Source organism: Haliovirga abyssi, assembly GCF_030295325.1.
Lineage (GTDB): Bacteria > Fusobacteriota > Fusobacteriia > Fusobacteriales > Haliovirgaceae > Haliovirga > Haliovirga abyssi.
Genome location: NZ_AP027059.1, coordinates 718,931 through 738,260, shown reverse-complemented (window position 1 = coordinate 738,260; position 19,330 = coordinate 718,931). Strand labels below are relative to the sequence as shown.

Genomic DNA, 19,330 nt, shown 5'->3' with positions numbered 1-19,330 from the left:
TAAGTCTAAAATACAGACTTTATACCATGTATCATAAAACTAACTCCAATTGCTACTATAAACAGTTGCATTACACGAGATAATATCAATAAAACCACTTTTCCAAATATTTTTGCTATTAATTCTTCAAATTTAAATAATATTTTAATTATTAAAAATACTACTAAAGTTGCGAATATTACATTTAAAATCCCATGTTCTCTTTTTATAAGTAAAACCGTTGCCATAGCTCCAGGTCCTACTAATAAAGGAAAAGCCATTGGTATTATTCCTTGTTCAATTTCTTCTTTCCCATAATCTGAACTACCATCAAGTTTCTTCTTATCCTTCGAAAACAACATGTTTTTTAATCCAACTATTATTAAAAGCAATCCACCTGCTATCCTTAATTCATTTATTTCAAGATGAAAAAAATATTTCATCAAGAAATCTCCAATTATACCAAATATTAAAGTTATACCTATTCCTGCATAAATTATAACTTTAAATATCTCTTTTTTTAATGGTTTTGGCAAATCTTCTGTCATTCCTATAAATATCGGAAGATTGCCAAAAGGGTTCATTATTGCCATTAGTGCCAAAGTATCTGCTAAAAGTTTTGAAAGATTTCCAAATTCCACAGTTTCCTCCTATATTTCTATTTTTTCAGTCTATCTCTTTTAACTCTTCTGTCACAACTGCGGCCAAATTTTTAGACAACATATTATACCCAGATAATTGATTATATAATGTTTCTACAATAACTTTTATTATTGCTATAACTGGTATTGCTGCAATTATTCCCACGAATCCAAACATTTTTCCTCCAGCTAATATTCCTAAAACTACTACTAAAGGATGTAAATCAACTGATTTCCCTATTACAGTTGGCTTAACTGCTATATTATCAAAAATTTGAACAATTCCAACTACAACAAGAACCCCTAATATACTAACTGATATTCCAAACACTGGAACATAATCTTTTGGGATAATTTTTAATATATGTAATATTACTCCTATTACCGCTCCTAATAAAGGCCCTATATATGGAACTGCATTTGCTAATCCTGATACAGCTCCAGTTATTAAAGCTATATTAAATGGAAAGCCTATAATAAAAAAACCTATAAAAGTCATAACTCCAATTATTAAAGATTCTAATAAGGTTCCTCTTATATAATTTCCAAAAACACTGTCCACCTCTTTTAAAGTGGTGTATGTTATTTCAAAATACCTGTTTGGTATTAATTTTAATAACCATTTTTTAAATCTACTTCCATCTAATAAAAAGAAAAAAGTTGTAAATGGTATAATAAAAAACAGTGAAGATAGACCTGCTATACTTGATAAAATTTTTGGTATTTTTGAAGTTATTTCTGAGCTTGTATTTATACTACTTATTATATTGTCAAAAATAATATTCCAATTTATATAGTTATATTTTTCAATTAATATATATTTTAATTTTTCTGTATTTTTTACAATATAATCAATAAAATTTATAATCTCTTTTGGTGAAGGAAAAAAAGATTTTATCCCTATAATCAAATACCAAATACCAATTATAAATATTGAAAAAATTACAATTACAGATAATAACCTGTTTATATTTTTTCTTTCTAAATATAATACTAATGGTTCTAATAAATAAGCAATTATAAATCCTATTAATGTGGATCTAAGAAGAGGAATTGTCGCATATATTGAAACAACCATTACAAATATTAAAAATAGATAAAAAAATAACTTAGAAAAATTTATTTGAAAATAACTCTTTTTAATCTCCATCTTTTTTGATCTCCATCATTAATTTGTATTCTAATAATATTTTATTTGTAGCAACTAATCTTTCACCTATAATCTCAGCTAATTTTTTTAAAATTTTAACTCCAATTTTTTCTTCTCTTTTGATAAATTCAAACAAATCATCTCTAAATAACACTAATACTTTTGTTTCCGTTATACACTTAGCAGATGCCGTCCTTTTAGAACTGTTTAATAATGCAAGCTCTCCCAAAAAATCTCCTCTACCTAAAACTGCTAAATTTACAACCTCTCCATTACTCATTAATTTTTCTATTTCAATTGTTCCTTCTACTAAAACAAACATTGCTGAACCAGGATTTCCATCTTCAAAAAGATTTTCTTCTGACTTATATTTTCTTTCATGAATTATATCTGATACTTTTTCAAGTTCTTTTTTTTTCAGATTTTCTAAAATTGGAATTTCTGATAGTAATTTTATATTATTTTTATCTATTTTATTTTTTTTATTAAAAATATTTTCCCACATAGGTACTATAGAAAACAATATTTACACCTCCATTTTTCATTAAAATATTTACTCAAGAATGTTTAAAAAATAATGTTCTCATATTTTGTTATAAAAACGCTTAAAACATTGCGTATTTCAAAGCAAAATGGGAATGTTATTTTTAAGCCATTCCTCAGTAAATCAAAATCACAATTAAAATAATAACTTTCTAAAATTTAATCACAATATTTTATCAAATTATTAAAAAAAATAGAAGAGAATTTTAAAAAAAACTCTTCTATTTTTTTTCTATTGACATAAATGTCAAATCATCTAATATTGGAAGCCCTTCTATAAATTCAAGTAAATCATCATATACAATTTTTATCAACTCTTCTCCTGTTTTTGAAGCATTTTTTGAAAGAACATCTTTTAATCTGTCTAATCCATAAAATTCATTCTCAGAATTTCTAGCTTCAACAATTCCATCTGTATAAAGAAATATTTTTTCTCCTATTTTCATTTCTATCTCTTTTTCTTCAAAATTTATCATTTCAGGAAAATCTTCTATAGAAAACAATCCTAACACTTGCCCTTCTGTTAATAATTCCTCTACATCCCCATTTTCTTTTACATATAATCCAGGTTCTTGTGCAGCTTTGCAGTAACTAATTGTACCTTTTTGATCATTTAATATCATATAAAATAAGCTTACAAATTTTCCATCAGGATAACTTTCTGCTATTACATCATTTAAAATTTCCATTGCTTCTGACGGATTTATTATATCTTTTATATATGTCATCATATATACTTTTAACATGCTTGATAATAATGCAGCTGGAATCCCATGCCCTGAAATATCCGCAAATGCTATCCCAAAAAAATTGTTACTCATTCTAAAAAAATCATAAAAATCTCCGCCAATATCTAGTGAAGGAAGATATTTACTATTAATAATAAAATTATCTAATTCTACAGAACTTTTGGGCAGTAAATTATTTTGTATTTCAGAAGCCATTTCTAACTCTTCTTCTAAATTATTATATAAGCTGTATAGTTCTTTATTTTTATTTTTAAGTTCAAATTCTCTTTTTTGCAATTCTAGCATTAATGATTCATTTTCTTTTCTCAATTCATTTTCTTTTATCACTTTTCTTATTGTATGAACTAATTCCTCTTTTTTAAATGGTTTGTTCAAAAAATCTGAAGCTCCTGCTCTTATTGCTGTTAATGCCAAATTAATATCTTCAACTGTTGTAAGCATTATTGTAGGTATCTCTTTTTGTTGCGGTTTAAACTCTTTTATAAATTCTAACCCGTTCATTTCTGGCATTTCATGATCAACTAATATTATATCTGGTTTTATCTCATCTAGTTCTTTTAATGCCAAAATTGGATTTTCAAATGTTTTTACTTCAAATCCCTCATCTATTAAAATTGTAGATATTAATTTCCTCATAAATCTCGCATCGTCTATAACAACAGCTTTTTCATACTTTTTCCCTTTTTTTATCACTGTTATTTCATCTAAACTACTATATATATTAAAATATTTGTCCAATTTAGTCATTTTTAATAGTTTTTTTATTTTATCTGATTTAATAACAATCTTAAGCTCTTTGTTTGCTGCTGTTATCATCTTTTTTATATATATTAAAAATCCAATTCCCACTGATTCCAGATATCCAACTCCACTTATATCAAGTATAAAATCTTTATTAATATTTTTTATAATTCCATCAAATCTCCCTTTAGTTTTAAAGGTTGTACTCATATCTAATTCACCATAAATTTTAAAAATAATATATTTATCTGTTTCCTCCATTTTTAATTCAAATTCTGAAGACTTATTCCCAAAGAAATTTTCAACAGAATCTAAAACTGATAATACTTTTTCATCACTAAAATAAACAATATCTAACGCTCCACTTTTTAATAATTCTACAGCATTTCTATGCCCTAAATGTTTTTCAATTAAAGCTATTGATGGAATATTTAACTCAAAAAATTTAGTTAAATATTCATAAATATTTTTATTTTCATTTGAATCAATTAAAATTAAATCTAACGAAAGACTTTTTATATAATCAAACATATATTCGTCGTCATCTATAATATATACACGATATCCTTTTTTTTGAAGATTAATTACAACATTATTTCTCAATGAACTTTTTGCCATAATCATTCCAATTCTATTTTTTTTCATGGATAACACTCCTTAATTTACTATATTAGCTAGCACTCCATTTATAAATTCATGAGATTTTTCATCTCCATACACTTTAGCAATTTCTATTACTTCATTTATAACTATTTCTATCCCTATTTTTTCATATACTATTTCATATATAGCTAGTCTCAATAATGCTCTTTCTACTATTCCTATTCTGCCTAATCTCCAATTTTTCATATTTTCTTGAATTTTTTTATCTATATTATCCATATTTTCAGAAATATTTTTACTATAACTAATAATAAATTCTTTTTCATCCTCTACAAATTTTTCTTCTCTATTTATAAAATCCTCATATAGCTCTATAGGCATAACTCCTTTTGAGTCCGCTTCAAACATTAATTTAAAAAAATCTTCTCTTGATTTCTTTCTTGCCATTATTTATAGTCCTCTCCTTTTGTAAGTTTTTCTATTATCCAAGATTTTAAATTAAAATCTTTTCCTGCTCCTAAAGTATATCCTATTACTACAAAAATTACAAGTATCAAAGTTTTTAAAAAGCCATATTTTATATAAAAATATCCCAATATAAATCCAATTAAAGCACCTAATATTTTTTTAAAATTATTTAATATCCAATTTAATATCTCTTCCATTTTTATTCATCTCCTAGTTCTACTATATTTTTTTCACTATAGTGAACTTTTACTATTTTTATATCTATTCCTACTATTTTTATTCCTGCTAACTTTTCTGTATAACTAATTAAATAAGCTTGTAATTTTTGTAATTCTTGATTTAAATTTTCTATTGACTCTACACTTACTTTTAAGCCTATTTTTACTCCTTCATCCTCTAAATCACTTTTAATTTTAATATCTTTTATAAATGTACTCTTTTTTAATAATCCCTGTATTATATTTTCAATAGAGCCTAATGTTATTTCCAATCTACCTGTCTCTGTCTCTATCATAAATGATTTTTCTTCTTTTCCTTTTGATATTTCAGATATTTTCTTAATAAAAAGAATAAAATAAAAAACTGATATAGAAATAATCCAAATTCTAAGATTCATCGATAAAAAATTAATTTCTTGCAAATATTCTGGAACTAATGCTAAAAAAATGGTTCCAAGCGACATTATAAAAATACCTATCCAACCTATTCCAAATAATAAACTCCACATAATTATCCCTCCCTGTAAAATGTTTAAAAAATAATGAGTACTTTATTTTAAAAACATTCCTATATAATTCATACAGGCGAGAAAAATCTCGCCTGTATGAACATTTATATTATTTTAATTCTATATCAGTTTCACTTACCTCTTCTTGAACTTTAACTACAGGTTCATCTTTTTTTATATATACTCCCTGTACAAAAATATTAACTTCTACTACTTTTAATCCAGTCATTGTATTAATTGATTTTATTACATTTTCTTGAACCTTTTCTGACACATCAGGAATAGAAACTCCATATTCCATTGTTAAATATACATCTACAGAACACTCTTTTTCTCCTACTTCTACCTTCACACCTTTTGTAAGGTTCTTTTTCCCAAGTATACCTGTAAGACCTTCTACAACTCCACCATTCATTTCATATACACCTTCTACTTCTGAAGCTGCAATTCCTGCGATAATACTTACTACTTCATTTGCAATTTTTACATTTCCTAATTCTGCCATTTTATTCCCCTCCTTATGTTAGTCTTTTTCTATCAAAGAACGGATTAAAAATAACCTTATTATTTTGTTTTAAAATACGCAATGTTTTAAGCGTTTTTATAACAAAATATGAAAAAATTATTTTTTCTCCTCAGACATTCTTTTTTCTATAAAATCAGTATATATTTCTCCTCTTTGATAATACTCGTTATCTAAAACTCTCAAATGGAAAGGTATAGTTGTTTTTATCCCTTCCACTATATGCTCTCTTAAAGCTCTATCCATTCTTCTTATAGCTTCTTCTCTATTTTCTCCCCATACTATTAATTTTCCTATCATAGAATCATAATATGGTGGTATATCATATCCAGAATATATATGGCTATCAACCCTAACTCCTATCCCACCTGATGGAATATAGTTTGTTATTGTTCCAGCTGAAGGCATAAAATTCATATCAGGATCTTCTGCATTTATTCTACACTCTATTACATGACCTCTTATTTGTATATCTTCTTGTTTTACTGTTAAATTCTCTCCTGCTGCTGCTAATATTTGTTCTTTAATTATGTCCACACCTGTTACCATCTCTGTAACTGTATGCTCTACTTGTGCTCTAGTATTCATTTCCATAAAATAGAAATTTTTATCTTTATCTAATAAAAATTCAATAGTCCCAGCACTATCATATCCTATTGCTTTTGCAAGTCTAACTGCTGCTTCTCCCATTTTTTGCCTTACATCTTCTGAAATCGCTATTGAAGGTGATTCTTCTATTAATTTTTGATGTCTTCTTTGTATAGAACAATCTCTTTCTCCTAAATGCACTACATTTCCATGCTTGTCTCCAATAATTTGTACCTCTATATGTTTTGGTTGCTCTACATATCTTTCTATATATACATCTGGATTTCCAAATGCAGCTTTTGCTTCATTTTCTGCTGCAACCATATTTTTTTCTAATTCTTTTTCATCTCTTGCTATTCTCATCCCTTTACCACCACCACCAGCAGTAGCTTTTATCATTACAGGATATCCTATTTCTTCTTTTACTATTTTTTTTGCTGCTTCTACTCCTTTTACTACTCCTTTTGTTCCTGGTACAACTGGCACATTATTTTTTACAGCTGTTTCTTTTGCTGTAGCTTTATCTCCCATACTAATTATAATTTCAGGACTAGGTCCTATAAATACAATATTATGACTTGCACATATTTTTGCAAACTCAGCATTTTCCGCTAAAAAACCATATCCAGGATGAATGGCATCTGCATTAGTTATTTCTGCTGCAGCTATTATATTTGGAACTTTCAAATAACTTTCTGTACTCATAGCAGAACCAATACAAACTGATTCATCAGCTAATCTTACATGTAGAGAACTTTTATCTGCTTCAGAGTAAACTGCAACACTTTTTATTCCTAATTCTCTTGCTGCCCTTATTATTCTTACCGCTATTTCACCTCTATTGGCAATAAGTATTTTTTTAAACATTTAGAAACCTCCTTATTTTTTGGCTAAGCTTATTATAGCTTTCCCAAATTCTACATTTTCTCCAGTTTTAACTAATAATTCTTTAATTATTCCTGATTTATCACTTATTATATCTGTTTTTACTCCAATTGCTTCTATATATCCTATTATTTCATTTTCAGAAATAGCAGTTCCTTCTTTTATATCTTTTTTATAAAAGATTTTTCCAATGTTAAGAGAATACAAATATTCGCTTTCTTCTTTAACTTCCTCTTTTTTTTCTACTTTTGCTGGCACAGGTTTTGTTACCACCTTTTGTTTGTTCATATCTTTTTTTAATAATACTTTTGTTCCATCTGCTTCTAAAGTAATTTCTGTTACATCTGTAGTATTTAGTATCTCCATTAATTTCTTTATTTCAGTTACTTCCATCTTTATATCCCTCCTATAACTTTAATTATTTTTCTTTCATTTTACCACATTTTTTAAGTAATCGCAACTTTTTTGTTATAATTGTACTACTCTTTTGTACAAAATGTTTATTTTATAACTACTTTCCCTTCTCCTAATAATTTTTTTATATTTTTAATTTTCATTTGCTAATTCTAAAACTTTTTTCATTAATTTTCTATCTATATAAATTCCATTCTTAATCAGCTCAAAAAGTAATTGCTTTATATTTTTTACTAATCCAACCTCTTTAGCTTTTAATAATACTCCGATTGTTCCAGTAATATTATAATTTAGATATTTTGCATATTTTCTTGCTAACAAATCATCTAATATACATAAATCTGCATTTAATTCATCATATAAAATCATAACCTCTACTTCTCCGCTATGTAAATTTGTTTTAAAAAGTTTTTCAGCTTCTTTATTTTTTATTTCTAAAATTTTTATATATTCACACTCTAATAAATTATTAGAGCCGATTTTAGATTTTCCTTTTATTACTACTTCATCATATACAGCTTTTGGTATAAATACAGTTCCATAAAGCTCTTTTAAAATATATAAACTATCTATTAATGATAAAGATATTATCGGTGTTGAATTTACTATAACTTTACGCATTTTTTATATCCTCCAATAATTCTTCTTCATTTTCAAATTGAAATATTGAAATTTTTTTTCCACCTAAATATTTTATAAACTCTTCCTCGCTCATTTCTGCTAATTCAGCTGCTTGTCCTACTGATAATCTTTTTTCTTTATAATAGTTAACTGCTGCAATTACTTTTATCTCTTTCAAAAAAAAGTTCTCATTTTCTCTCAAAGCAAATAATATCTCCTCTGGAAATTCTAATTTAGACTTTCTTAACATTTATAACACCTCCAAATTTTTCAAATATTCTTTACTAATGGACTTTAAAAAAATTAATGAGTCGTTTGTTTAAAAAATATGAACGTATCTACAGATTTTCTCAAACAATTTTGACAAATTTATTTTTTTATTGTACCTAAGGAACAGCTAAAAATAACCTTCCTATTTTGTTATAAAATACATAACCATTTAAGCGTTTTTATAACAAAAAATGAGAAACTTATTTTTTAAACATTCCAAAAACTAAAATATCTATTTTATAACTACTTTTCCTTCTCCTAACAATTTTTTTATATCATTTACCAACGCCATAGATGGCAACACATAAAATCCTCTTCCTAATCTTAATAATCTTTTTTCTTTTTCTTTTTTTAACGCTAATATAACTTGATTTTTTCCAAGATGTCTTAGTAATATTGCTTTTAATTGATCTATCTTATATTTATCTTCTTCTTCTATTAATATATAAACATTCATACCTGATATCTCTTCCAAATCTCCTATATCATATACTTCATTTGCAATAATTTTTTTCTCTTCAATATTTCCAAATGAATCTACAGTTAAAACTCCATCTATAATAACAACTTTATTTTCTAATAAATTGTGACTATATCTCATGTAGCTTTTCGGAAATATCATTGTCTTTGCAGTTCCACTATAATCTTCTAATAGAAAAAATGCCATTACTTGCCCGGACTTTGTAACTTTTCTTACTAATTCTCTAATTATCCCAACAGTTTTAAATCTATTTATATCTTCTTCAAGAATCGATTTTAATTTTTTAAATTTAAAAACTTCAAATATCTCTTTATATTTATCTAATGGATGACCAGTAAAATATAATCCTAAATATTCTTTTTCTCCATTTAATTTTTCTTCATCTGAATAATCATCTAAATGTGGCATAATAAACTTATCTAAAATAGTTCCGCCACCAAATAAAGATATTTGCAAATTTTCATCTCTTGCTATTCTTTTCCCAACTTTTGACAAAACATCCTCTACAGATTCAAATTTTTCTTTTCTATTTCCAGGCATACCATCCAAACAGCCCGATATAATTAAAGCTTCTAAACTTTTTTTATTCATACCAATTTTTTTAGTTCTATATACAAACTCTTCATAATTTGTATATTCTCCATTTTTTTCTCGTTCTTCTGTAATTTTATTGACTATACCTTCACCTATATTTTTTACTGCTGCTATTCCAAATCTAACATTATTATTTTCAATCGCAAAATTTGAAAATGAGTGATTAACATCAGGTTGTAATACTTTCACTCCATTTTTTTTTGCATCTTCTATATATATTGCTAATTTCTCAATATTATTTTTCTCAGAAGTCATAAGTGCTGCATAAAATTCAACTGGAAAGTTTGCTTTAAAATAAGCTGTCCAATATGCAATCATTGCATAAGCAGCTGAATGTGATTTATTAAATCCATATCCAGCAAATTTATCAATTAAGTTAAATATCTCTTCTGCTTTTTCCGCTTTTACTCCATTTTCTTTTGCCCTTCTTACAAATTTAGCTCTATTTTCTTCCATTATTTCTGGAATCTTTTTTCCAATAGCTCTTCTTAAAATATCTGCTTCTCCTAATGAATAATCCCCCATTAAATTAGCTATTTTCATAACTTGCTCTTGATACAATATAACCCCATATGTCTCTTTTAATACTTCTTCTAACATAGGATGTGGATATTTTATAGCTTGCTCTCCATGTTTTGATTTTATAAAATCATCTACCATTCCACTTCCTAATGGACCTGGTCTGTATAATGCAAGTATTGCTGTTATGTCCTCAAATCTTTCTGGAATTAATTTCATTGTAAGTCGTCTAATTCCTTCTGATTCTAATTGAAATACTCCTAATGTATTCCCATTTTGTAATATTTTATAGCTTTTTTCATTTTTTATATCTATATTTTCTAAAACAATATTTATTTTCTTATTCATTTTAATATAATCAATTGTTCTTTGAATTATTGTAAGATTTCTAAGACCTAAAAAATCCATTTTTAAAAGTCCGATTTCTTCCAATTCTTTCATTTGATATTGTGTAGCTACAGTTCCAGTTTTTTTATCAGAATAAAGTGGAACTTCTTCATCTAATGGATTTTTAGAAATAACTATTCCTGCTGCATGTATTGATACATGCCTAACCTTTCCTTCTATTCTTTTTGAATATTCTAATACTTTTTCTATTTCTATATCTTTTTGATAAAATTCTCTTAATTTTTCATTTTCTTTTAATGCTTTTCCTATAGTCATATTATGAGGTATAAGCTTTGCTACTTTATCTATTTTAGATAGTGGCACACCCATAACTCTTCCAATATCTCTAATAGCAGCTCTTGCTTTCATTGTCCCAAATGTAGTGATTTGTGCAACTCTATCCTTTCCATATTTATTTACAACATAATTTATCAATTCTTGCCTTCTTTCTTGGCAAATATCAATATCTATATCTGGCATACTTACCCTTTCAGGATTCAAAAATCTTTCAAAAATAAGATTATATTTTATTGGATCAATTTCTGTAATTCCTAAAAGATATGCAACTATACTTCCTGCAGCAGAACCTCTTCCAGGTCCAATTGGAATTTTTTGACTTTTAGCATAATTTATAAAATCCCATACAACTACAAAATATCCAGAATATCCCATTTTCTTTATAACTTCAAGTTCATAATTAACTCTTTCTAAAATTTCTCTTTTAATATTTTCTCCATAGCGTCTTACAATCCCTTTTTTTATAAGCTTTTCTAAAAATGTATCTATATTTTTTTCATCTTCTGGAATTTCATAATGAGGAAATTTAAACCCACCTAAATTTAATTCTAAATTACATTTTTTAGCTATCTCAATACTATTTTCAATTGCCCCTTCATATCTTCCTAGTCTTTCATACATTTGTTCATAACTTTTTAAATATAATTCGTTTGTATTTATCCTCATTCTCTTGGCATCTGTCAATTTCGCTCCTGTTTGAATACATATTACAATATCTTGTAGTGCTTCATCTCCTGTATTTACATAATGAACATCATTAGTAGCAACTACTTTAATTTCAAACTCTTGTGCTAGACTATATAATTTATCATTTAACTCTTTTTGCCCAATAACTCCATTATCCTGTAGTTCTATATAAAAATTATCTTTTCCAAAAATTTCAATATAATCTTTTAAACTATTTCTAGCTTTTTCCTCTTTATTATTTAATAAATAATATGGAATTTCACCTTTCATACAAGCAGATAATGCTATTATTCCATTGCTATGTTTTTTCAAAATTTCTTTATCAATTCTAGGCTTACGATAAAACCCATTTATATACCCAAATGATGATAATTTTATAAGATTTTTATATCCCTCTTTATTTTTAGCTAATAAAATAAGATGAAAAATCTCGCCTTTTCTTTCTAATGCACTTCCCTCTGCAATATAACTTTCTATTCCTACTATAGGTTTTATTCCTGCTTTTAGAGCTTTTTTATAAAATTCCATAGCTCCAAACATATTCCCGTGATCTGTTATAGCTATAGCATCCATCCCTAATTCTTTAGCTCTATTTAAATATTCATCTATTTTACCCACTCCATCTAAAAGACTATATTCTGTATGTAAATGTAAATGTGCAAATTTTCCTTTCATCTTTCTATCCTTCCAATTTCATATTTATTCTTTTCTATTTAATTATACCATATTTATAATACTAAATAAAACTATTTTTAATTATAAGTTTTCATATTTTAAAAAGATATATTACCATAATATAAGGAATTACTTTTAATTCCTTATATAGAAAAAAATAAAATGGGCGTTATGATTACACCCATTTATTTTTTCTATTTACTATTTAATATATTTACAACTGCTTTCATTTTTTTTTGCGTTGCAATTTCTTTTAATGTTTTTCCAGATATTTTTTCATCAACATTAGCACCTCTTCTAACTAATTCTCTTATTAAAGGTAGCCTTTTTTTATAATCATAAAGAGAATAAGTTATACTTTTGCTATCTTCTCTTATTTTAACTGCTTTAGGCTTATTTATTAAATAATACAATTGCGAATAATATTTAGCAGAATCAAATTTAAATTTTCCAATAGAAAATTTAAAACCATCTGTATCTATTTTATCATTTATTGAAACTTTTCTATTATCTAATAATAATCTCATTATTGATAATTTATTTTTGTCCAATGCTTTAATATACATCTCTTTAAAATTAAGATTATAATTTTTTTCCAATAACACTTTTAATATCTTATCACTATCTCTTTCAAACATATATTCAAGAAAACTTAAACTATTATTTCGAGATTCATCACCTCTAAGCGAAACCTTGAAAGGCGTTAGAAATACTTGTGCATTTTTTATATCTAACTTCCTTTTTTCTAATAATAGTTTAAACATATTGCCATCATTATTAAATATTACACTTTCTAATACTCTTCCTGTAACTTTCCCTTTATTATCAAGTAATAAATTTGTTATTTTTAAATCTCCTTTTTCACTTGAAATTTCAATTGGAGTTATTCCTAAGTTATTTTTCACATTTACAAGTGCTCCATTATTAATCAACAATTCAGAAATTTTATAATTCTTTTCTCTAACTGATAAATGTAATGGATAATAGTCATCTGAATTAATAACAGCATTATGATTTATTAGAAGTTCTACAATCTTCTCATCTTCGCCTTTAATTGCAAGTATAATTGGATTTTCTAATTTCTTATTTTTTGCATTCACAAGAGCTCCATTATTAATTAATAACTCAGAAATTTTATAATTCTTTTTCCTAACTGATAAATGTAATGGATAATCCTCATTTTTATCACATATAGAGTTAACATCAGCACCATATTTTATTAATAGCTCAACAATCTTTTCATTTCCATTTTTAATTGCAAATGTAATTGGTTTTTCTAATTTCTTATTTTTTCTATTTGCATTTTCACCTTTTTTTAAAATAGCTTCAACAAGTTCAACATTTTTATTTTTCACAGCTTTAATTAATGGGAACTTTCCTGATTTATCTTCTTGTTTAACATCAACACCTTTTTCTATAAAATATTTAGCAATATCAGTTTTGTTGCTTTCTACTGCAATATAAAAAGTTGTTTTGTTGTTTTTATCTACATAAAAAACATTCGCTCCACCTTCAACCAATAATTTAACAATTTCCACATTTCCTTTTTTTATTGCATAAGTTAAAGGAGTATCACCCCAAAAATTTTTCTTTTCAACATTTTCAATTTTTGAAAGGTTTTCTTTGACTCCTTGACTATTTCTTGTTTTTATAGCTTTAAATAACATACTATTATAATTAGGAGTTGATGAACACCCACTTATAAACATCATTATTAACAAACTAACGCCTAACATAATTTTTTTCATTTTTTACCTCCAATATATTTTTGTTTTTGTATTTAACAATTATTTAAAAATAATTTATTTCCTTTATATTCTTTAACTATACGATTTTATAAATATAATCCTTTTAAATTTAATTCTAAGAATTTTTTTGAATATTAAAAGCGGTACAAATTATTTTGAGAATTACCTTGAATCTAATATCAAGTTTTTTGTTATTCTTGATATTAGATTCTTAGATGAATTGGTTAATTATTTTTTAATACCTCTAACTTTTTTATTTATTCACTTTCTCTTTAAGCAGATTAAAATTATTTTCTATAATTTTATCTTCAGGTTTTTCTTTTATTAGTTCTTCATATATAACATATGCTCTATTATAATTTTTTTGAAAAATATATATATTAGCCAAGTTATACTTACAATAAAAATTATTTTTATTCATATTTAAAGCTTTCAAATAATTTTTAGTTGCATCTAAATAATTTTTTTCTTCTAAATATGCTGTTCCTAATATTTCATAATATATTTCTTCTAATTCTTCCTCTTTCATTTCATCTATTTTCAATAGCTCTTTTAATGACCTTTTATAATTTTTTAAAAGTTGAAATATTATTCCTTTTAAAAAATTAGAATTATCATCTTCTTCATATTTTAATTTTTGATATGCTTCATATAAATTTCTTTTTTTTATTAATGCTTTCACTTCCAAATATTTTGGATCTAACATACTAAAAATTTTATCAAACATCCAAATCTTCTCCTATACCAATTCTATTGTAAATATTTTTCAAGTCACTATTACCAATATGAGTATAAATTTCTGTTGTTGAAATACTACTATGTCCTAATATTTCTTGAACAATTCTCAAATCAGCTCCATTTTTTATCATAAGTGTAGCCATTGAATGTCTAAAAATATGCGGATATACATTTTTTTTTATACCTGCATTTTTAGCATATATTTTTACTCTTTTCCAAAATGTTGTTCTTGATACTCCATCAAACAATAAAAAAGATAAAGGATCTTTTGCAATTTTGTTTCTAATATTTTTTAAATAAAAATAAACTTCTTCCGAAATCTCTTTATATAAAGGAATAATTCTTAATTTATTCCCTTTTCCTTTTATTTTTATAAATTGCATATTTTCATCTATATCTTCTATTTTCAATCCTAATATTTCAGAAATTCTAGCTCCAGTTGCTACTAAAAGCTGTAATATTAGTTTATCCCTTTTTCCTCTTAAGCTACTATCAATTGCTAATATTATTGATTTTATCTCATCTAACGATAAAACTTCTGGCATATAACTACTTTTTTTCAAATTATCTAAATTTTCTGTTGGAATTTCATCAATTTTTCCTGACTTAAATAAATATGTATAAAAAGTTCTTATTGAAGTAACTTTTCTTAATAAAGTAGATTCTTTTCCTTGCTTTAGTTTTTCGATATATCTTAATATATCATCTTCTGTAACATTTTTATAATCAACCCACTCAAGAGATTTAAAAAATTCTTTCAAATCAGAGTTATATGCTAATACCGTGTTTTCAGATAATCCTTTTTCAAATTTTATATAGTCAACATATTCCTCAATATCCTCTTTTATTCCCATTACTATTCCAATGCAATATTTATCTCAAATATTCCTAATTCAGTCTCCACAGGAATAACTATTGTTTGCATATTTCCAGTACTAATATGTACATTGCTTCCAGTTACTAAAGTAGGTGGTGAAATATCCACAACTAAACCTTGTGCTGATATTTGTGTACTTGCATTTCCTGTTATCATATTTGCTAATTCTGAAATAGCACTTTTTGCCATTTCATCAAACTCTTCAACTGGCATTCCCATCATCATTGCTGATGCTATTTTCATTGCTGCTTCTTCAGATAAACTATATGCTATTTGTCCCTTTACTTCTCCTACTACTCCAACCAATACTGATACTCCATAACTTGGTACAGGCTCATTTTTTAAAATTACTTTTCCTTTTTTAGGAGTCACATTAGCTACTGTTTTTAATATCTCAAAAGTTGCTGCAACAAAAGGATTTATATATTCAACTCTCATTTTATTCCTCCTCTCTATTTATTGGTTTTCTCTTTTAATGCAATATTTAGTGTTATATCCCCAATTCCACTATATTCAATTTTAAATTTATGTATTGGCTTTATCTTTGTTGAAATTTTCATATGTTTTCCTGTTACTATAGAAGGCGGTGAAACTCCCAATCTTTTTGACCCTGATTCCACCAAATTTATAGTTACATTACCTGATAAAACGTTTGCAAATTCAGCAATAGCACTCATTGCAAGCTCATCTATCATTTCTACTTTTTGACCTATCATTTTAGAAGCTATAGCTCTTACCGTTTCCTCCGTAAAACCAAAAATAAGCTGACCTTTTATTTGACCTGCTATACCAATTATTATTGTAGTATTTTCCACAGAAATTGGTGATATCTCCTCACATACATAAGATGCCTCTCCTTTGACTCCTATTATCTTTTCTGATATATCCGATATTGTATCTACTGCAATTTTTTCATAGTTCACTTTAACCCCTCCTTTAATAATTCCTTTGCATGATTTTTTACTGCTTCTGAAATAGCTTCTCCCCCAAGCATTCTTGATATTTCATTAACTCTAGCTTCATAATTTAATTTTGTAACGTTAGTTGAAGTTTTTTCATCCAATATATTTTTTTCTATATAAAAATGTTGATTTGCCACTGCTGCTATTTGTGGCGAATGAGTTATACACACAACTTGTACATTGTCTGCAATCCCTCTTAATTTTTCAGAAACTTTCCTTACTGTCTCGCCTCCTATTCCTGTATCAATTTCATCAAATATTAATATTGGAATATTATCTACTTTTGAAAAAATAGCTTTTAATGCAAGCATAATTCTAGAAACTTCTCCTCCTGATACTATTTTAGATAATGATTTTAGCTCTTCTCCTATATTAGTCGAAACTAAAAACTCTACATTATCTCTACCTGTTTTAGAAATTTCTTTTTTTGATTTAATTTCAACTTCAAATTTTATACCTTTCATATTTAAATCACTAAGCTCTTCTATTAGTTTATATACTATGTATTCACCTATTTTCCTTCTTTTTTCTGTTAATTCTTTTGATTTTTTTTCATATTTCTCTTCTGTCCTGCTTTTTTCTTTTAACAATTCAGTTTCATTAATTGTATTATTATCTATTTTATTTAGTTTTTCTTCTATTTCTTGTTTATAAATCAATAGTTCTTTAATATCATATCCATATTTTTTTTTCAGATTATTTATTTTATCCAATCTTTCTACTACTTTGTTTAATCTATACTCATCAATTTCAACATCTGCTTCACTATTTTCTATCCCATACACAGCTTCTTCTATATCATAATAGATATTTGCAAGTTTTTCAAGAATTTCTTTAAATTCCTTTCCATACCTAGATATGTTTGATATTGCATTTTTAGATTTTGATATCATCCCCATTACATTTTTTTCTCCATCTTTCAAGAGAATTCTTGATAATGATAAGCTTTCTTTTATTTTTCCAGCATTAAAAAGTTTTTTATACTCTTCTTCTAAAACTTCATCTTCATTTTCCTTTGGGTCTACTTCTTCAATTTCATTATATTGAAATTCATATAATTCTTTTTTATCTTTCAATTCTTTTTGAATTAATTCATTATTTTCTATTTTTTTTATAATCTCTTTATAGCTAAAATATATATCCTCTACCTCTTTTTTTAATTTCACTCCATCTTCATCTAAAAATTTATCAATTAATTTTATATGATATTTTTTATCTAATAAAGCTTGATGTTCATGTTGCCCAACTAAATCTATAACTGAATTCATGATTTTTTTTAATGTAGAAGCAGGAACTCTTTTCCCATTTAAAAATATTTTTCCTCTTCCATTTTTATATAGTTCTCTTCTTACTATTATTTCCCCATCTTCCATATCTATTCCCATCTCTTTTAATTCTATCTCTGTATCTTTAGAAATTTCAAATACTCCTTCTGATGCCACATATTTCTCATCGCTTCTTATCATTTCTGTAGAGATTTTTTCTCCTATAAGCATATTTATACCGTCTAATATAATTGATTTTCCAGCTCCTGTTTCCCCTGTTAGCACTACCAATCCATTCTCTAGCTCTAAATCAAGACTTTTTATTATTGCTAAGTTTTCTATTTTTAATTCTCTTAACATAATTCGTCTCCCCACTTTAATTTTTCTCTTAACACTGCAAAATAATCTCTTTTATTTGGTCTTATTAATCTTAATTTTTTGTTTGACAATGTAATTCTTAAATTATCATCATTATTTATTTTTATACTTTCTTGTCCATCAATTGTAATATATATATCACTTTCATCTTCTATAAATGAAAATGATAATTTTTTATCTCCTGACATAACTATTGGTCTAGCACTTAAAGTATGTGGTGCAATAGGATTAACTATTAAAGCACTTAAATCAGGCGTCAAAATAGGACCTCCTGCAGATAATGAATACGCTGTTGAGCCTGTTGCAGTAGAAATAATAATTCCATCAGCTCTATAAGTATTTACAAAATTCAGATCTGCAAATACGCTAATTTTTATCAATCTTGCTAATATATCCCCTTTTGCCAAAACTGCATCATTCAAAGCATAATATAGCTTATCGTTTATTTTTATTTCTAAAAATTCTCTTTCTTCTATTGAAAAATTATTATTAAAAACATTTTCTATAATTTCAAATGCTTCTTCCTCTTTTATCTCAGTTAAAAAACCTAATTTACCCATATTAACAGCAAAAACCAATATATCTCTTCCTATAATTTTTTTACTTGCGTTTAGTAATGTTCCATCGCCACCTATTGTTATTAAATATTTTATTTTTTCATCATTAATATCTTCGGTAAAATTTATATTTTTATCTTTTAAAAATTTTATAAGTATTTCGTAAAATTCAACTGCATTAATTTTATTTTTATTATATATTATACCTATTTTCATATTATACACCTATCCATTTATGGAACGTCTTAAAAATAAATTTCTTA

Annotated in this window: 20 protein-coding genes; all 20 read right to left on the bottom strand. The window is 25.9% G+C overall.

The window, feature by feature from the left end:
- Window positions 1–5 precede the first annotated feature (5 nt).
- Window positions 6–620, bottom strand: coding sequence for a MarC family protein (locus RDY08_RS03300; protein WP_307905000.1), 615 nt, complete (start codon window positions 618–620; stop codon window positions 6–8).
- 25 nt (window positions 621–645) lie between these two features.
- Window positions 646–1,770 carry an AI-2E family transporter gene (locus tag RDY08_RS03295; RefSeq protein ID WP_307904999.1) on the bottom strand — a complete coding sequence of 375 codons (1,125 nt, stop codon included), beginning with the start codon at window positions 1,768–1,770 and terminating at the stop codon, window positions 646–648.
- Window positions 1,760–2,293: a cyclic nucleotide-binding domain-containing protein gene (locus tag RDY08_RS03290; RefSeq protein ID WP_307904998.1), complete on the bottom strand. Its 534-nt coding sequence runs from the start codon at window positions 2,291–2,293 to the stop codon at window positions 1,760–1,762. The genes RDY08_RS03295 and RDY08_RS03290 overlap by 11 nt, the downstream gene beginning before the upstream one ends.
- A gap of 241 nt (window positions 2,294–2,534) precedes the next feature.
- The gene (locus RDY08_RS03285; protein WP_307904997.1) at window positions 2,535–4,448 is read right to left on the bottom strand and encodes an anti-sigma factor antagonist; all 1,914 of its coding nucleotides are present in this window, start codon (window positions 4,446–4,448) and stop codon (window positions 2,535–2,537) included.
- Between the two features lie 12 nt (window positions 4,449–4,460).
- Window positions 4,461–4,853 (bottom strand): transcription antitermination factor NusB, encoded by a 393-nt coding sequence (gene nusB / locus RDY08_RS03280; RefSeq protein ID WP_307904996.1) that lies wholly within the window; start codon window positions 4,851–4,853, stop codon window positions 4,461–4,463.
- A complete protein-coding gene (locus tag RDY08_RS03275) occupies window positions 4,853–5,071 on the bottom strand; it encodes a DUF2273 domain-containing protein (RefSeq protein ID WP_307904995.1) in 219 nt (72 codons plus the stop codon). The genes nusB and RDY08_RS03275 overlap by 1 nt, the downstream gene beginning before the upstream one ends.
- A 2-nt stretch (window positions 5,072–5,073) precedes the next feature.
- Window positions 5,074–5,601 (bottom strand): alkaline shock response membrane anchor protein AmaP, encoded by a 528-nt coding sequence (amaP, locus tag RDY08_RS03270; RefSeq protein ID WP_307904994.1) that lies wholly within the window; start codon window positions 5,599–5,601, stop codon window positions 5,074–5,076.
- A gap of 109 nt (window positions 5,602–5,710) precedes the next feature.
- On the bottom strand, window positions 5,711–6,106 hold the full coding sequence (locus RDY08_RS03265; protein WP_307904993.1) for an Asp23/Gls24 family envelope stress response protein: 396 nt from the start codon (window positions 6,104–6,106) through the stop codon (window positions 5,711–5,713).
- A gap of 117 nt (window positions 6,107–6,223) precedes the next feature.
- Complete coding sequence (gene accC, locus RDY08_RS03260) at window positions 6,224–7,579, bottom strand: acetyl-CoA carboxylase biotin carboxylase subunit (protein WP_307904992.1); 1,356 nt, start codon at window positions 7,577–7,579, stop codon at window positions 6,224–6,226.
- A gap of 12 nt (window positions 7,580–7,591) precedes the next feature.
- The gene (locus RDY08_RS03255) at window positions 7,592–7,990 is read right to left on the bottom strand and encodes a biotin/lipoyl-containing protein (protein WP_307904991.1); all 399 of its coding nucleotides are present in this window, start codon (window positions 7,988–7,990) and stop codon (window positions 7,592–7,594) included.
- A 153-nt stretch (window positions 7,991–8,143) separates the two neighbouring features.
- Window positions 8,144–8,632, bottom strand: coding sequence for a PIN domain-containing protein (locus RDY08_RS03250; protein WP_307904990.1), 489 nt, complete (start codon window positions 8,630–8,632; stop codon window positions 8,144–8,146).
- Entirely contained in the window at window positions 8,625–8,882 is a 258-nt protein-coding gene (locus tag RDY08_RS03245) for a UPF0175 family protein (protein ID WP_307904989.1), read from the bottom strand. The genes RDY08_RS03250 and RDY08_RS03245 overlap by 8 nt, the downstream gene beginning before the upstream one ends.
- 252 nt (window positions 8,883–9,134) lie before the next feature.
- Window positions 9,135–12,542: a DNA polymerase III subunit alpha gene (locus tag RDY08_RS03240; RefSeq protein ID WP_307904988.1), complete on the bottom strand. Its 3,408-nt coding sequence runs from the start codon at window positions 12,540–12,542 to the stop codon at window positions 9,135–9,137.
- Window positions 12,543–12,736: 194 nt separating this feature from the next.
- The gene (locus RDY08_RS03235; protein WP_307904987.1) at window positions 12,737–14,290 is read right to left on the bottom strand and encodes an ankyrin repeat domain-containing protein; all 1,554 of its coding nucleotides are present in this window, start codon (window positions 14,288–14,290) and stop codon (window positions 12,737–12,739) included.
- Between the two features lie 253 nt (window positions 14,291–14,543).
- A complete protein-coding gene (locus RDY08_RS03230) occupies window positions 14,544–15,017 on the bottom strand; it encodes a tetratricopeptide repeat protein (protein ID WP_307904986.1) in 474 nt (157 codons plus the stop codon).
- Window positions 15,010–15,882, bottom strand: coding sequence for a site-specific tyrosine recombinase/integron integrase (gene xerA / locus RDY08_RS03225; protein WP_307904985.1), 873 nt, complete (start codon window positions 15,880–15,882; stop codon window positions 15,010–15,012). Before xerA ends, RDY08_RS03230 begins: the two co-directional genes overlap by 8 nt.
- Before the next feature lie 2 nt (window positions 15,883–15,884).
- Window positions 15,885–16,343 carry a chemotaxis protein CheX gene (locus RDY08_RS03220; protein WP_307904984.1) on the bottom strand — a complete coding sequence of 153 codons (459 nt, stop codon included), beginning with the start codon at window positions 16,341–16,343 and terminating at the stop codon, window positions 15,885–15,887.
- Window positions 16,344–16,357: 14 nt separating this feature from the next.
- A complete protein-coding gene (locus RDY08_RS03215) occupies window positions 16,358–16,828 on the bottom strand; it encodes a chemotaxis protein CheX (protein ID WP_307904983.1) in 471 nt (156 codons plus the stop codon).
- Window positions 16,825–18,492: a DNA repair protein RecN gene (gene recN / locus RDY08_RS03210; protein WP_307904982.1), complete on the bottom strand. Its 1,668-nt coding sequence runs from the start codon at window positions 18,490–18,492 to the stop codon at window positions 16,825–16,827. Before recN ends, RDY08_RS03215 begins: the two co-directional genes overlap by 4 nt.
- Window positions 18,486–19,283, bottom strand: a complete 798-nt coding sequence (locus RDY08_RS03205; RefSeq protein ID WP_307904981.1) for an NAD(+)/NADH kinase — start codon at window positions 19,281–19,283, stop codon at window positions 18,486–18,488. Before RDY08_RS03205 ends, recN begins: the two co-directional genes overlap by 7 nt.
- Between the last annotated feature and the right edge of the window lie 47 nt (window positions 19,284–19,330).